General features: G+C 71.7%; 12 protein-coding genes. 4 read left to right on the top strand and 8 right to left on the bottom strand.

Annotation, left to right across the window (positions count from 1 at the left end; translation table 11 throughout):
* Positions 1-12: 12 nt before the first annotated feature.
* Positions 13-1,056 carry a zinc-dependent alcohol dehydrogenase family protein gene (locus TNCT6_RS20210; protein ID WP_141360719.1) on the bottom strand — a complete coding sequence of 348 codons (1,044 nt, stop codon included), beginning with the start codon at positions 1,054-1,056 and terminating at the stop codon, positions 13-15.
* A gap of 226 nt (positions 1,057-1,282) precedes the next feature.
* Here TNCT6_RS20210 and TNCT6_RS20205 point away from each other — a divergent pair, with 226 nt between their 5' ends.
* A complete protein-coding gene (locus TNCT6_RS20205; RefSeq protein ID WP_141366633.1) occupies positions 1,283-1,522 on the top strand; it encodes a heavy-metal-associated domain-containing protein in 240 nt (79 codons plus the stop codon).
* Between the two features lie 44 nt (positions 1,523-1,566).
* Complete coding sequence (locus TNCT6_RS20200) at positions 1,567-3,852, top strand: cation-translocating P-type ATPase (RefSeq protein ID WP_141360717.1); 2,286 nt, start codon at positions 1,567-1,569, stop codon at positions 3,850-3,852.
* Positions 3,853-4,537: 685 nt separating this feature from the next.
* Here the strand turns inward: TNCT6_RS20200 and TNCT6_RS20195 are convergent.
* From TNCT6_RS20195 to TNCT6_RS20185, 3 genes are all read right to left on the bottom strand, one after another.
* A complete protein-coding gene (locus TNCT6_RS20195; protein WP_141360714.1) occupies positions 4,538-5,827 on the bottom strand; it encodes a citrate synthase in 1,290 nt (429 codons plus the stop codon).
* 253 nt (positions 5,828-6,080) lie between these two features.
* A complete protein-coding gene (locus TNCT6_RS20190; protein ID WP_141360712.1) occupies positions 6,081-8,342 on the bottom strand; it encodes an ATP-dependent RecD-like DNA helicase in 2,262 nt (753 codons plus the stop codon).
* 105 nt (positions 8,343-8,447) lie between these two features.
* The gene (locus tag TNCT6_RS20185; RefSeq protein WP_141360710.1) at positions 8,448-8,660 is read right to left on the bottom strand and encodes a DUF4287 domain-containing protein; all 213 of its coding nucleotides are present in this window, start codon (positions 8,658-8,660) and stop codon (positions 8,448-8,450) included.
* Between the two features lie 198 nt (positions 8,661-8,858).
* Here TNCT6_RS20185 and TNCT6_RS20180 point away from each other — a divergent pair, with 198 nt between their 5' ends.
* Entirely contained in the window at positions 8,859-9,965 is a 1,107-nt protein-coding gene (locus tag TNCT6_RS20180) for a LacI family DNA-binding transcriptional regulator (RefSeq protein WP_253266165.1), read from the top strand.
* An 87-nt stretch (positions 9,966-10,052) separates the two neighbouring features.
* On the top strand, positions 10,053-10,955 hold the full coding sequence (locus TNCT6_RS20175; protein ID WP_141360708.1) for a ribokinase: 903 nt from the start codon (positions 10,053-10,055) through the stop codon (positions 10,953-10,955).
* 43 nt (positions 10,956-10,998) lie between these two features.
* On the opposite strand, the gene TNCT6_RS20170 is transcribed toward TNCT6_RS20175, so the two are convergent.
* The 4 genes from TNCT6_RS20170 to TNCT6_RS20155 are packed head-to-tail and all read right to left on the bottom strand — an operon-like array spanning position 10,999 to position 14,708.
* Entirely contained in the window at positions 10,999-11,571 is a 573-nt protein-coding gene (locus TNCT6_RS20170; RefSeq protein WP_141360706.1) for a hypothetical protein, read from the bottom strand.
* Between the two features lie 4 nt (positions 11,572-11,575).
* Positions 11,576-12,412, bottom strand: coding sequence for a sugar phosphate isomerase/epimerase (locus TNCT6_RS20165; protein WP_141360704.1), 837 nt, complete (start codon positions 12,410-12,412; stop codon positions 11,576-11,578).
* Positions 12,409-13,560, bottom strand: coding sequence for a dihydrodipicolinate synthase family protein (locus TNCT6_RS20160; RefSeq protein ID WP_141360702.1), 1,152 nt, complete (start codon positions 13,558-13,560; stop codon positions 12,409-12,411). The genes TNCT6_RS20165 and TNCT6_RS20160 overlap by 4 nt, the downstream gene beginning before the upstream one ends.
* Complete coding sequence (locus TNCT6_RS20155) at positions 13,557-14,708, bottom strand: Gfo/Idh/MocA family protein (protein ID WP_172632960.1); 1,152 nt, start codon at positions 14,706-14,708, stop codon at positions 13,557-13,559. The genes TNCT6_RS20160 and TNCT6_RS20155 overlap by 4 nt, the downstream gene beginning before the upstream one ends.
* Positions 14,709-14,992: the final 284 nt, after the last annotated feature.

Genomic DNA, 14,992 nt, shown 5'->3' with positions numbered 1-14,992 from the left:
GGCACCGTCATGTCAGCTCCACGGCTCGATGACCGTGACCCCGGATCCCGGTGCCGTGCCCATCGCCGCGAGCGCGTCCGGGACGGCCGCCAGCGGGATGGCCGACGTCACCAGCAGATCGGGGCGCAGCACACCGGCCCGTACCAGCTCCAGCATCTCCGGATAGGCGTGCGCGGCCATGCCGTGGCTGCCCAGGAGTTCGAGTTCCAGGGCGATCGCGCGTGCCATGGGCACCGGGGTGGTGCCCGTCGTGGAGGGCAGCAGACCGACCTGGACGTGACGGCCCCGGCGGCGCAGGCCGTTCACCGAGGCCGCGCAGGTGGCGGGTGAGCCGAGCGCGTCGAGCGAGAGATGGGCGCCGCCACCGGTCAGCTCGCGCACCCGCTCCGCCGTGTCCTCGACGTCGGACGCGTCCACGCACTGCGCGGCGCCGAACCTCCGCGCCAGGTCCAGGGCCCGGGCGGACACGTCCACCGCGACCACCCTCGCCCCCGCGGCCGCCGCGATCATCACCGCCGACAGGCCCACGCCCCCGCAGCCGTGCACGGCGACCCAGTCGCCGGCGGCGGCCCGGCCCTGCTGGACCACCGCGCGGTACGCCGTGGCGAACCGGCAGCCGAGCGAGGCCGCCGTGGCGAAGGACAGGCCCTCGGGGACGGCGACCAGGTTCACGTCGGCGTGGTCGAGCGCCACGTACTGGGCGAAGGAGCCCCAGTGCGTGAAGCCCGGCTGGGTCTGCCGCTCGCACACCTGCTGGTCGCCCGCCGCACAGGCGGGGCAGGTGCCGCAGGCGCAGACGAAGGGGACGGTCACCCGGTCGCCGGGCCGCCAGCGGGTCACCCGGGGGCCCACCTCCTCGACGGTCCCCGCGAGTTCGTGCCCCGGCACGTGCGGCAGCGCGACGTCGGGGTCGTGGCCCTGCCAGCCGTGCCAGTCGCTGCGGCACAGGCCGGTCGCCTCGACGCGCACCACGACCCCGTGCTCCGCGGGCCTCGGGTCGGCCACCTCGCGCACCTCGGCCGGCTCCCCGTACCGCTCGAACACCACAGCCCGCATCCCGCCGCCTCGCCTTCCGTCCGGTTCACCGCGGCCCACCGCCGCCGGCGAAACCGTAGTACGCGGGCACAACCCGGGCACGGGCGGCCTGGCGGGTGGTCCGCCCCGACCCGGCTTCGGTCATCGGCCGCGGTTCCTTGGATCAATACCCCCTAGGGGTATAGTCTGAGAAATGACGGGCCACCGTGGCCCCCTGTGCCCCACCCACCACGACGAGGAGAACGACATGACCGCCCAGACCGGCACCCCGGACACCGTCACCACCGTCTACAAGGTGAGCGGGATGAGCTGCGGACACTGCGAGGGTTCCGTGTCCGCCGAGATCTCCGAGCTGCCCGGCGTCAGCTCGGTGAAGGCCGTCGCCTCCACCGGCGAGGTCACCGTGGTCTCCGCCTCCCCGCTGGAGACGGAGGCCGTGCGCGCCGCCGTGGACGAGGCGGGCTTCGAACTCGTCGGCGAGGCCTGACGAGGGCCGCTCCACCCGCCCGTACGTCGTCTGGAGTTCCGAGGATGAACACCCACGCCGCCCCGCAGACGCCCACGGCCGACCGGCCGGGCGCCGCCGAGGTCGAGCTGCTCATCGGGGGAATGACCTGCGCCTCCTGCGCGGCCCGCGTCGAGAAGAAGCTCAACCGCATGGACGGCGTCACCGCGACGGTCAACTTCGCCACGGAGAAGGCCAGGGTCTCCTGCCCCACCGGGGTATCGGTCGCCGATCTGATCGCCACCGTGGTCAAGACCGGTTACACGGCGGAGGAGCCCCCGCCGCCGGCACCCGAACCGGCGGCGGACGCGGAGTCCCGGCCGGACGCGGAGCGGGCGCCCCGGGATCCCGAAGCGGCCTCCCTGCGCGGGCGCCTGGTCGTCTCCGCGCTCCTCGCCGCCCCCGTCGTGCTGCTCGCGATGATCCCGGCCCTTCAGTTCACGTACTGGCAGTGGCTCTCGCTCACCCTCGCCGCGCCGGTCGTCGTCTGGGGCGGGCTGCCGTTCCACCGGGCGGCCCTGACCAACGCCCGGCACGGCGCGGCCACCATGGACACCCTCGTCTCGATCGGCACCCTGGCCGCGTTCGGCTGGTCGCTGTGGGCGCTGTTCCTGGGCGACGCGGGCATGCCGGGCATGCGCCACGAGTTCCGCCTCACCGTCTCCCGGGTGGACGCGGCCTCCACGATCTACCTGGAGGTCGCCGCCGGAGTCGTCGCGTTCATCCTGCTCGGCCGCTGTCTGGAGGCCCGCTCCAAGCGACGGGCGGGCGCGGCGCTGCGGGCGCTGCTGGAACTGGGCGCGAAGGACGTCTCCGTACTGCGGGGCGGAGTGGAGACGAGGATCCCGGTGACCGCGCTGGCGGTCGGGGACCGGTTCGTCGTACGGCCCGGTGAGAAGATCGCCACCGACGGCACGGTCGTCGAGGGCAGCTCGGCGGTCGACGCCTCGATGCTCACCGGCGAGTCGGTGCCCGTCGACGTCGGTCCCGGCGATACGGTCACCGGCGCCACGGTCAACGCGGGCGGCCGGCTGGTCGTCGAGGCCACCCGGATCGGCGCGGACACGCAGCTCGCGCGGATGGCGCAACTCGTCGAGGACGCGCAGAGCGGCAAGGCCGAGGTGCAGCGGCTGGCCGACCGCATATCGGCGGTCTTCGTGCCGGTCGTCCTGCTCATCGCCGTCGGCACCCTGCTCGCCTGGCTGTTCGCCACCGGTGAGGTGACCGCCGCGTTCACCGCGGCCGTCGCGGTGCTGATCATCGCCTGCCCGTGCGCGCTGGGCCTGGCCACGCCGACCGCGCTGATGGTCGGCACCGGCCGGGGTGCCCAGCTCGGCATCCTCATCAAGGGTCCCGAGGTGCTGGAGTCCACCCGCCGCGTGGACACCGTCGTCCTGGACAAGACCGGAACAGTCACCACGGGCCGGATGACCCTGCAGGAGGTGTACGCCGCCGAGGGCACCGACGAGAAGCAGCTGCTGCGCCTCGCGGGCGCCCTGGAGCACGCCTCCGAGCACCCGATCGCGCGGGCCGTGGCCGCCGGCGCCGAGGAACGGGTGGGACCGCTGCCCTCGGTCGAGCACTTCGAGAACGTGCCCGGACGCGGCGTACGCGGACGCGTGGAGGGCCACGACGTGGCCGTGGGACGACTCGTCGAGCTCACCGCCGAGCTGCCGGAGGAGGTGACCCGTGCCCGGCGCGCGGCGGAGAGCGAGGGCCGTACGGCGGTCGTCGTCGGCTGGGACGGGGCGGCACGCGGTGTCATCGCCGTCGCGGACGCGGTCAAGGAGACCAGCGCGCGGGCGGTCGCGCAGTTGCGCGCGCTGGGTCTGCGGCCCGTCCTGCTGACCGGCGACAACAGCGCCGTCGCCGAGGCCGTGGCACGGACCGTCGGAATCGACCCGCAGGACGTGGTCGCCGAGGTGCTGCCCGAGGAGAAGGTCGAGGCCGTCAGGCGGCTGCGGGCCGAGGGGCGCACGGTGGCGATGGTCGGCGACGGGGTCAACGACGCCGCCGCGCTCGCCACCGCCGACCTGGGTCTGGCCATGGGAACCGGGACGGACGCCGCCATCGAGGCGGGCGATCTGACCCTGGTGCGCGGGGACCTCCGGGCGGCCGCGGACGCCATCCGCCTGTCCCGGCGGACGCTGGCCACCATCAAGGGCAACCTCGTGTGGGCCTTCGGCTACAACGTGGCCGCGCTGCCGCTGGCCGCCGCCGGACTGCTCAACCCGATGATCGCGGGAGCGGCGATGGCGTTCTCGTCGGTGTTCGTGGTGACGAACAGTCTGCGGCTGCGCACGTTCCGCTGAATGAAAAGCAGTCGAGACCGAAGTAAGAGTCCCTCTAGAGTCCAACGCGCGCCTCACATAAGCTCTTCACAAGGCTCGCGCATCATCCTTACGCTTGGGTTCCTGTCGCCATACTTGGGCTCTTGCGTACCTAACGGACATATGCAAGAGACGCAGATCACAGTGATGTGAACGTAACCATCGAAGGGGTTCGAAGGTCTAAGTTGGCGATGTCGGGCAGCGTCTTGGGGGGCGCTGACCGGCATCTGGGGATGTCTTGGGGGACTTCCTCAGAGGTGCGTTGCCGGGGCACGTACACCGGGGAGCTTTGAGCGGCCCTCCCGCGCGTGCGCGTCCCGGCAGACCGCACAAGCACCAGGTGCGACGAGTTCTGCTCGTTGTGCTCACAGCGATTCAGGCGCTGGTCCTTGAACGCCCGGCCGGATCCCGTGGGGGGAATCCGCACCGGGACATGGGAAGGCGCCCTGGTCGTCGGCCCGTGGGGGGACCGGCGTGCCGGGGCGCCTTCCGCTTCTTTCGCAGCCTTGCTTCCGCGGTCCTCTTCCGGGCCGCGTTTCCTCTGTGGTCCGTTCCCGTGCCGGTACGCCTCCGGGGCGCTCCGCACAGCACGAGGCCCCGTATCCCGCGAACGCGCGCGGGATACGCGGCCGGTGACGCTACGGGGCCGGTGGCGCCGCCGGGAGGCTCAGCGCTCCTCGACCGGGACGAAGTCGCGCTCGACCACGCCCGTGTAGATCTGGCGCGGGCGGCCGATGCGGGAGCCCGGCTCCTTGATCATCTCGTGCCACTGGGCGATCCAGCCCGGCAGCCGGCCGAGGGCGAACAGGACCGTGAACATCTCGGTCGGGAAGCCCATGGCCCGGTAGATCAGGCCGGTGTAGAAGTCGACGTTCGGGTAGAGCTTGCGCTCGACGAAGTAGTCGTCGGACAGGGCGTGCTCCTCCAGCTTCAGGGCGATGTCGAGGAGCTCGTCCTCCTTGCCCAGCGCGGAGAGCACGTCGTGCGCGGCGGCCTTGATGATCTTGGCGCGGGGGTCGAAGTTCTTGTAGACCCGGTGGCCGAAGCCCATCAGGCGGACGCCGTCCTCCTTGTTCTTCACCTTGCGGATGAAGGTGTCGACGTCGTTGCCCGAGTCGCGGATGCCCTCGAGCATCTCCAGGACGGACTGGTTGGCGCCGCCGTGCAGCGGGCCCCAGAGGGCGCTGATGCCGGCCGAGATCGAGGCGAACATGTTGGCCTGCGAGGAGCCGACCAGGCGGACCGTCGAGGTCGAGCAGTTCTGCTCGTGGTCGGCGTGCAGGATCAGCAGCTTGTCCAGCGCGGCGGCCACGACCGGGTCTGGCTCGAACTCCTGTGCGGGCACCGAGAAGGTCATGCGCAGGAAGTTCTCGACGTAACCGAGGTCGTTGCGCGGGTAGACGAACGGGTGACCGATCGACTTCTTGTACGCGTACGCCGCGATCGTCGGGAGCTTGGCGAGCAGGCGGATCGTGGAGAGGTTGCGCTGCTTCTCGTCGAACGGGTTGTGGCTGTCCTGGTAGAAGGTCGACAGCGCCGAGACGACCGACGACAGCATCGCCATCGGGTGGGCGTCGCGCGGGAAGCCCGTGTAGAAGTTCTTGACATCCTCGTGCAGCAGGGTGTGCTGCGTGACCTCGTTCTTGAACGAGGAGAGCTCGTCGACGGTCGGCAGCTCACCGTTGATCAGCAGGTAGGCCACCTCCAGGAAGGTGGAGCGCTCGGCCAGCTGCTCGATCGGGTAGCCGCGGTACCGGAGGATGCCCTGCTCACCGTCGAGATAGGTGATGGCGGATTTGTAGGCGGCCGTGTTGCCGTATCCGCTGTCCAAGGTCACGAGACCGGTCTGGGCGCGCAGCTTCCCGATGTCGAAGCCCTTGTCGCCGACGGTGCTGTCGACCACCGGGTAGGTGTACTCGCCGCCGTCGTACCGCAGAACTACAGAGTTGTCGCTCACGTCTTCCCTCACCGACGTAGTGCCTCATCTTCGAGGTGCCCTGACTGTCTCTACCATCCCCCATTTGGCTCAGGAGAGTGCACTCGGGGTCGACCATTGGGCCCATTGACGGCACTCAGTGCCGTCAACCTGTTCATCCTGCCCCCTCGCTCCGGCCACGGGAAGTGCTGTGTGACCTTTACGACTCATTTGATCGATCATTTTTTGTGACGTGGTGTCAGACAGCGGCTTCCGGCCCGCCGGACGGCGGTTTTCAGCCGCCGAGGCGGAAGTCCAGCGCCGTGCAGCGCCGCCCCGCCGACACCGTGCGCACCGCCTGGCCGATCGCCCTGCGCGAGCCGACGAGGACGACCAGCTTCTTGGCCCTGGTCACCGCCGTGTAGAGCAGGTTGCGCTGGAGCATCATCCACGCGCCGGTGGTGACCGGGATCACCACGGCCGGATACTCGCTGCCCTGCGAGCGGTGGATGGTCACCGCGTACGCGTGTGCCAGTTCGTCCAGTTCGTCGAACTCGTACGGCACCTCCTCGTCCTCGTCCGTCAGCACCGTCAGACGCTGGTCGACCGGGTCGAGCGAGGTGACCACGCCCACGGTGCCGTTGAAGACGCCGTTCTTCCCCTTCTCGTAATTGTTGCGAATCTGGGTGACCTTGTCTCCGACGCGGAAGACCCGGCCGCCGAACCGCTTCTCCGGCAGGTCGGGCCGGCCCGGGGTGACCGCCTGCTGGAGCAGGCCGTTCAGCGTGCCGGCGCCCGCCGGGCCCCGGTGCATGGGCGCGAGCACCTGCACGTCCCGGCGCGGGTCGAGCCCGAACCGGGCCGGGATCCGGCGCGCCGCCACGTCCACGGTGAGCCGGCCGGCCTCCTCGGTGTCGTCCTCGACGAAGAGGAAGAAGTCCTTCATGCCGTCGGTCAGCGGGTGCTGCCCGGCGTTGATCCGGTGCGCGTTGGTCACCACACCCGACTGCTGGGCCTGGCGGAAGACGCGCGTGAGGCGGACGGCGGGCACCGGGCTGCCGTCGGCCAGCAGGTCGCGCAGCACCTCACCGGCGCCCACGCTGGGGAGCTGGTCCACGTCCCCGACGAACAGCAGGTGCGCGCCCGGGGGCACGGCCTTGACCAGCTTGTTGGCCAGCAGCAGGTCCAGCATGGACGCCTCGTCCACGACCACCAGGTCGGCGTCCAGCGGGCGGTCCCGGTCGTAGGCCGCGTCCCCGCCGGGCTTGAGCTCCAGCAGGCGGTGCACGGTGGAGGCCTCGGCTCCGGTGAGCTCCGAGAGGCGCTTGGCGGCCCGGCCGGTGGGCGCGGCCAGCACCACCTTGGCCTTCCTGGCCCGCGCCAGCTCCACGATCGAGCGCACCGTGAAGGACTTGCCGCAGCCGGGGCCGCCGGTCAGCACGGCCACCTTCTCGGTCAGCGCCAGCCTGACCGCCGCCTCCTGCTCGGGGGCGAGGTCGGCCCCCGTACGGCCCTTCAGCCAGGTCAGCGCCTTGTCCCAGGCGACGTCCCGGAAGGCGGGCATCCGGTCGGCGTCGGCGCGCAGCAGGCGCAGCAGCTGGGCGGACAGGGACAGCTCGGCCCGGTGGAAGGGCACGAGGTAGATCGCCGTCACCGCCTCGCCGCCGTCCGGGCCGGGCACCTTCTCCCGTACGACACCGGGGTCGGCGTCGCCCTCGGGGGGCTCGGCCAGTGCGGCGAGGCACTCGATGACAAGCCCGGTGTCCACCTGGAGGAGCTTGACCGCGTCCGTGATCAGCCGCTCCTCGGGCAGGAAGCAGTGGCCCTGGTCGGTGGACTGCGACAGCGCGTACTGGAGGCCCGCCTTGACCCGCTCCGGGCTGTCGTGCGGGATGCCGACGGACTGCGCGATCTTGTCGGCGGTCAGGAAGCCGATGCCCCAGACGTCGGCGGCCAGCCGGTACGGCTGGTTCTTCACCACCGAGATCGACGCGTCGCCGTACTTCTTGTAGATGCGCACCGCGATCGAGGTGGAGACCTCGACGGTCTGGAGGAAGAGCATGACCTCCTTGATCGCCTTCTGCTCCTCCCAGGCGTCGGCGATCTTCCTGGTCCGCTTGGGGCCGAGGCCGGGCACCTCGATCAGGCGCTTGGGCTCCTCCTCGATGACCTTCAGGGTGTCCAGGCCGAAGTGCTGGGTGATGCGGTCGGCGAAGACCGGTCCGATGCCCTTGACCAGGCCGGAGCCGAGATAGCGGCGGATGCCCTGGACGGTGGCAGGGAGCAGGGTCGTGTAGTTGTCCACCTGGAACTGCTTGCCGTACTGCGGGTGGGAGCCCCAGCGGCCCTCCATCCGCAGCGACTCGCCGACCTGGGCGCCGAGCAGCGCGCCGACGACCGTGAGGAGATCACCGGCGCCCCGTCCGGTGTCGACACGGGCCACCGTGTAGCCGTTCTCCTCGTTGGCGTACGTGATCCGCTCGAGCACGCCCTCCAGCACGGCCGGACGCCGCTCGCCGGCACCGGCCTGCCCGCTCCGACTCGCCTCCGTGGTCATGACCCGACGGTACCGCCGGGCTGTGACAGCCCCGCCGGGCGTGCCGGGGCGGTCCTGCTCCGCGCCGACGGGGCCGCCGCCCGGACCGCCGGCGGAGCCCGCCGCTCACCCGGCCCTGCCCTCGGCGAGAGTGTGGGCCACCAGGGCGTTCGCGTGGCCGTGCCCCAGGCCGTGCTCGGACTTGAGCCAGTCGACCAGTTCCATGTGCTTGGTCAGCGGCGAGGAGCGGATGAGGCCCTTCCACTCGGCGATCGGCCGGCCGTACTTCTTCTCGATGGAGGGGAAGTAGCTCGCGGGGCCCTTGGCGGCGGCGGTCATGGCGGATTCCTTCCTGTGACGGACATTGTCGTGGGTGATGACTGACGCCGGGGGGTGGACTCATCGCTCGGTCGGGGAGCGATTTCGCGCCACTTCCGGGCCCCACAGGGCAACGATCCGGCAACGGGCCCTTGCGGCCGCGTGTGTAATCGTTTCCAATCGAGTGTGTAATCGATTCCACGAGGAGGTGGAACGGCGATGACGAGCATCAAGGACGTCGCCGCCGCGGCAGGCGTGTCCGTCGCCACGGTCTCGCGCGTCCTGAACCAGCACCCGTCGGTCAGCGCCGACGCGCGCGCACGCGTGCTGGCCGCCGTCGAGGCCCTCGGCTACCGCCCGAACGCCGTCGCCCGGTCCCTGCGCACCGACCAGACCCGCACCCTGGGCCTGGTCATCAGCGACGTGCTCAACCCGTACTTCACCGAGCTGGCCCGCTCCGTCGAGGAGGAGGCCCGCGCGCTCGGCTACAGCGTGATCATCGGGAACGCCGACGAGCGGCCCGACCTCCAGGACCACCACGTGCGGATCCTGCTCGAGCGGCGTATCGACGGCCTCCTGGTCTCCCCCACCGACGGCGGCTCCCCGCTGATGCTGGACGCGGCGCGCGCGGGCACGCCGATGGTGTTCGTGGACCGGTGGATCAAGGGCGTGGACGTGCCCGTGGTCCGGGCGGACGGGCGGGCGGCCGTACAGGACCTCGTCGCGCACCTGCACGGGCTCGGGCACCGGCGGCTGGCGATCATCGCGGGGCCCGCGGCCACCACCACCGGCCGCGAGCGCGTGGAGGCCTTCCGCGAGGCGCTGGCCGCCTACGGCATCCCTCTCCCGGACGCGTACACGGGCCAGGGCGACTTCCAGGCCGGCAGCGGCCGGCGGGTCACCGAGCGCCTCCTGGACCTGCCGGTGCCTCCCGAGGTCGTCTTCGCCGCCGACAACCTGATGGCGCTCGGCGCGCTGGACGCCATCCGGGCGCGTGGGCTGCGGGTGCCCGACGACATCGCGCTGGCCGCGTTCGACGACATCCCGTGGTTCCCGCACACCGACCCGCCGATCACCGCGATCGCCCAGCCCACGGGTGAGCTGGGGCGGGCCGCCGTACGCGCCCTGGTCGACCGCGTCGAGGGCCGGCCCGCGCGGTCCGTCACCCTCCCCGCCCGGCTGGTCGTACGCCGTTCGTGCGGCGAGGCGGCCGCCGCGCTGGACTCCGCCGTACAGAACTCGGCCGTACGGCCCCCCGCCCTACAGGACTCCGCCCGTGGCTGCCGGTGTCCGTCCTCCGGCAGCAGGTCGTCATCGGTGCGGTGAGCGCGCCGACGAGGCCCGCCGGGTTCACCGGCTGACCTGCCGACCCCCCTGAACCACTGAACCACCCTCTGCGAGGAGGCAGCACTCATGTACGAATACGACCTTCTGGTCGTCGGGTCGGCCAACGCCGACCTGGTGACCCGTGTCGAGCGGCGGCCCGCGGCCGGGGAGACGGTGCTCGGCTCCGACCTGGCCGTCCACCCGGGCGGCAAGGGCGCCAACCAGGCGGTGGCCGCCGCCCGGCTCGGGGCCCGCACGGCCCTGCTGGCCCGGGTCGGCGACGACCACCACGGCCGGCTGCTGCTCGACTCCCAGCGCGCGGCCGGGGTCGACACGGTGGGCGTGCTGGTCGGCGGCGCGCCGACCGGGATCGCGCTGATCACGGTGGACCCGTCCGGGGACAACAGCATCGTGGTCGCGCCGGGCGCCAACGGCCGGCTCACCCCCGACGACGTCCGCGCGGCCGGCGCCCTCCTGCGGGCCTCCCGGGTGATCTCGACACAGCTGGAGATCCCGCTGGAGACGGTCGTGGAGGTCGTGCGGAACCTGGCGCCGGGAAGCCGTTTCGTACTGAACCCCTCGCCGCCGCGTCCCCTGACGCCAGAGCTCCTGACGGCCTGCGACCCGCTGATCGTGAACGAGCACGAGGCACAGGTGATTCTGGGCGGCGCCGAGGCGGGCGACACCCCCGAGGGCTGGGCGCGGGACCTGCTCGCCCTGGGCCCGCGCTCGGTGGTGATCACCCTGGGCGGCGAGGGCGCGCTGGTGGCGTCCGCCGACGGGGTCGCCCGGGTCCCCTCGGTGAAGGTGGACGCCGTGGATACCACCGGCGCGGGCGACGCGTTCACCGCGGCGCTGGCCTGGCGGCTGGGCGCGGGCGCGACCCTCGAGGAAGCGACGGCCTACGCGGCCCGGGTCGGCGCGATCGCCGTCACCCGGAGGGGCGCACAGGAGGCCTACCCCACGGCGGCTGCGGTCGACGCCCTTTGACTGCTCCCCTTCCTTGGAACAAGCCGGTCGGCGTCCTCAGTGGTCAGGAGCTCCCGGGGCTTCCCTCTTCGTCTCGCGGCCGCTGCCTGACCTGCCGAGCCTCTGCCACCGCCTCCCGTATCGCGCGGGCCGACCAGGGCCGCAGGAGGGCCAGTTGTCCGGTCACGGAGCCCAGCCAGGCCGGGTCGCCGAACAGGTGCGCCTCGCCTGCCTGGACGGTCTGTCTCAGCAGTTCTTCAAACAGTACGAGTTCGGTGCCACCGTAGAAGCGGGGGTGCCGGTCGAAGCGGGCCACCCAGTCCTCGTAGGGGTGTCGCAGCGTCATGTGCAGATAACCGCTGCCCCGCCCCCTCCAGGGTCCCGGCAGGCCGCCGAGCATTCCCATCGGGGAGTAGTTTCCCCTCGCCGGGTACTTGGCGCCCAGGGTGAAGAGCATCCCCAGCATGACCCTGGGCCACGGGATCAGCTGTCCCTCCGAGTCCGGCTCGTGCTGGTACAGCCCGTCCGCGCGGAGTTCGACCCAGTAGCCCTTCGGCCCACTGGGGTCCCCCACCACCCAGCGGCCGTCGGTCAGTTCCAACGGCCCCAGGGACGTGCTCCTGTCCTTCTCCGTCATACGGTCATTGGATCACGTGCGCCACGAACCGGTCCGCCGTCTCCGCCAGTACCTCCCGTCCGTCCCGGGCCCACAACTCATCGTTGAACAGCTCGACTTCGATGGCGCCGGTGTAGCCGGCCGCCTCCACGTACCGCTTCCACTCCCGCATGTCGATCGAGCCGTCGCCGATCTGGCCGCGGCCGTTGAGCACGCCCTCGGGCAGCGGAGTGGTCCAGTCGGCGAGCTGGAAGGTGTGGATGCGGCCGCCCGCGCCCGCCCGCGCGATCTGCTCCGGAGCGGTGTCGTCCCACCAGATGTGGTACGTGTCGACGGTGACGCCGACCTGGTCGGCGGGGAAACGCTCGGCGAGGTCGAGCGCCTGGGCGAGGGTGGAGACCACGCAGCGGTCGGCGGCGTACATGGGGTGCAGCGGCTCGATGGCCAGGCGGACACCGCGCTCGGCCGCGTACGGGCCGAGGACGGCGAGGGCGTCCGCGATGCGCTCACGGGCCCCGCGCAGGTCCTTGCTCCCGGCGGGCAGTCCGCCGGAGACCAGCACCAGCGTGTCCGTGCCGAGCGCCGCGGCCTCGTCGATCGCCGCGTGGTTGTCGCCCAGCGCCTCGGCCCGCTCGACCGGGTCGATCGCCGTGAGGAAGCCGCCCCGGCACAGGGTGGTGACGGTGAGGCCCGCGTCCCGTACGAGCTTGGCGGCGGCCTCCACCCCGTACGCCTGCACCGGTTCGCGCCACAGGCCCACGCCCGGCACACCCAACTCCAGGCAGTTGTCCACCAGTTCCGGCAGTGACAGCTGCTTGACCGTCATCTGGTTGATCGAGAAGCGTTCCAGGCCCGTGCTCATTGGTTCACCCCGTACAGCGACAGCAGGTTCTTCATCCGCTCCTCGGCGAGCTTCGGATCCGGGAACAGGCCGAGTCCGTCGGCGAGTTCGTAGGCGCGGGCGAGGTGCGGCAGGGAGCGGGCCGACTGGAGACCGCCGACCATCGTGAAGTGCGTCTGGTGCCCGGCGAGCCAGGCCAGGAACACCACGCCGGTCTTGTAGAAGCGGGTGGGGGCCTGGAAGAGATGCCGGGACAGTTCGACCGTGGGGTCGAGCAGGCCGCGGAAGCCCTTGACGTCCCCGGTGTCCAGAACCCGTACCGCCTCGGCCGCCAGCGGTCCGAGCGGGTCGAAGATGCCGAGCAGCGCGTGGCTGAAGCCCTGCTCGTCGCCGGCGATCAGCTCCGGGTAGTTGAAGTCGTCGCCGGTGTAGCAGCGCACGCCCTGCGGCAGGCGGCGGCGCAGGTCGATCTCCCGCTGGGCGTCCAGGAGCGAGATCTTCACGCCGTCGACCTTGTCGGGGTGGGCGGCGATGACCTCGAGGAAGGTGTCGGTGGCCGCGTCCAGGTCGGCCGAGCCCCAGTAGCCGTCGAGGGCCGGGTCGAACATGGGGCCGAGCCAGTGCAGGATCACCGGGTCGGTGGCCTGACGGAGCAGGTGGCCGTAGACCTCCAGGTAGTCCTCCGGGCTCTCGGCCGTGGCCGCCAGGGCGCGCGAGGCCATCAGGATCGCCTGGGCGCCCGCCTCCTCCACGACGGCGAGCTGCTCCTCGTACGCGGCCCGGATCCGTGCGAGCGAGCCGCCGGTGAGCTGGTCGGTACCGACGCCGCAGGCGATCCGCCCGCCGACGCCACGGGCCTCGGCCGCGGACCGGCGGATCAGCTCGGCCGCGCCCGCCCAGTCCAGGCCCATGCCGCGCTGCGCGGTGTCCATGGCCTCGGCGACGCCGAGCCCGTGGGCCCACAGATGGCGGCGGAAGGCGAGGGTGGCGTCCCAGTCGACGGCGGCGGGCGAGTCGGGCGACACATCCGCGAACGGGTCGGCGACGACGTGCGCCGCCGAGAAGACCGTGCGGGAGGTGAAGGGCGTGCCCGGGGCAGGGGCGAGCGGCTCGGTGCGGGGCTCGTAGGTCCGCAGCGTCCCGCCCGCGCCGGGCAGTCGGATGGTCACAGCTGGATCTCCGGTACGTCGAGGCGGCGGCCCTCGGCCGAGGACTTCAGGCCCAGCTCGGCGAGCTGGACGCCGCGGGCGCCGGCGAGCAGGTCCCAGTGGTAGGGGGCGTCCGCGTAGACGTGCTTGAGGAACAGCTCCCACTGGGCCTTGAAGCCGTTGTCGAAGTCCTGGTTGTCGGGCACCTCCTGCCACTGGTCGCGGAAGGCCTCGGTGGCGGGGATGTCGGGGTTCCAGACCGGCTTGGGGGTGGCGGAGCGGTGCTGGACGCGGCAGTTGCGCAGGCCGGCGACGGCCGACCCCTCGGTGCCGTCCACCTGGAACTCGACGAGTTCGTCGCGGTTGACGCGGACCGCCCAGGAGGAGTTGATCTGGGCGATCGCGCCGCCGTCGAGCTCGAAGACGCCGTAGGCGGCGTCGTCGGCGGTGGCCTCGTAGGGCTTGCCGTTCTCGTCCCAGCGCTGGGGGATGTGGGTGGCGGTGAGGGCCTGCACGGAGGTGACCCGGCCGAACAGCTCGTGCAGCACGTACTCCCAGTGCGGGAACATGTCGACGACGATGCCGCCGCCGTCCTCGGCGCGGTAGTTCCAGGACGGGCGCTGGGCGTCCTGCCAGTCGCCCTCGAAGACCCAGTAGCCGAACTCGCCGCGCACGGACAGGATCCGGCCGAAGAAGCCGCCGTCGATCAGCCGCTTCAGCTTGAGCAGTCCGGGCAGGAAGATCTTGTCCTGGACGACGCCGTGCTTGACGCCGGCCTCGCGGGCGAGCCGGGCGAGCTCCAGAGCGCCCTCCAGGCCGGTGGCGGTGGGCTTCTCGGTGTAGACGTGCTTTCCGGCGGCGATCGCCCTCTTGATCGCCTCCTCGCGGGCCGAGGTGACCTGCGCGTCGAAGTAGATGTCGACCGCCGGGTCGGCGAGGACCGCGTCCAGGTCGGTCGAGACGTGTTCCAGGCCGTGCTTCTCGGCGAGCGCCCGCAGGGCGTGCTCGCGCCGGCCGACCAGAACCGGTTCCGGCCACAGCACGGTGCCGTCGCCGAGGTCGAGTCCGCCCTGCTCGCGCAGGGCGAGGATCGAGCGGACCAGATGCTGGCGGTACCCCATGCGACCGGTCACGCCGTTCATGGCGATCCGCACCGTCTTGCGTGTCACGTCAGTCCCTTCGTACGCGGTCCACGCGCCGCGTACGCCCCCGGTGGTCGTACAGGTGAGCGTTGCAGCAAGCGCTTTCTATGCACAGAGAAGCTAGCCTCTGGACAGCGGTCCGGACAAGAGCGCGTCCAGGACGTGGTCGTTCGAGGGGGAGAACGGGCGGGGCGGGTGGCCGTAAGGTCTGCTCGACACCCTGAGCGGCCGCATCCCCGCGGCGGACCACGAGTGGCACGTACCGGCTGAGCACGGCACGTACGACGACGAGATGCGCGACCGGAGGACGA

The sequence above is a fragment of the Streptomyces sp. 6-11-2 genome, from assembly GCF_006540305.1.
Classification (GTDB): domain Bacteria; phylum Actinomycetota; class Actinomycetes; order Streptomycetales; family Streptomycetaceae; genus Streptomyces.
The sequence above is the reverse complement of the archived record's forward strand: the minus strand, read 5'-3'. Positions and strand labels throughout refer to the sequence as shown.

Coding starts and splice junctions, on each gene's coding strand:
- TNCT6_RS20210 (WP_141360719.1), bottom strand. CDS start 1,056: ATGCGGGCTGTGGTGTTCGAGCGGTACGGGGAGCCGGCCGAGGTGCGC.
- TNCT6_RS20205 (WP_141366633.1), top strand. CDS start 1,283: ATGACCGCCCAGACCGGCACCCCGGACACCGTCACCACCGTCTACAAG.
- TNCT6_RS20200 (WP_141360717.1), top strand. CDS start 1,567: ATGAACACCCACGCCGCCCCGCAGACGCCCACGGCCGACCGGCCGGGC.
- TNCT6_RS20190 (WP_141360712.1), bottom strand. CDS start 8,342: ATGACCACGGAGGCGAGTCGGAGCGGGCAGGCCGGTGCCGGCGAGCGG.
- TNCT6_RS20185 (WP_141360710.1), bottom strand. CDS start 8,660: ATGACCGCCGCCGCCAAGGGCCCCGCGAGCTACTTCCCCTCCATCGAG.
- TNCT6_RS20180 (WP_253266165.1), top strand. CDS start 8,859: ATGACGAGCATCAAGGACGTCGCCGCCGCGGCAGGCGTGTCCGTCGCC.
- TNCT6_RS20175 (WP_141360708.1), top strand. CDS start 10,053: ATGTACGAATACGACCTTCTGGTCGTCGGGTCGGCCAACGCCGACCTG.
- TNCT6_RS20170 (WP_141360706.1), bottom strand. CDS start 11,571: ATGACGGAGAAGGACAGGAGCACGTCCCTGGGGCCGTTGGAACTGACC.
- TNCT6_RS20165 (WP_141360704.1), bottom strand. CDS start 12,412: ATGAGCACGGGCCTGGAACGCTTCTCGATCAACCAGATGACGGTCAAG.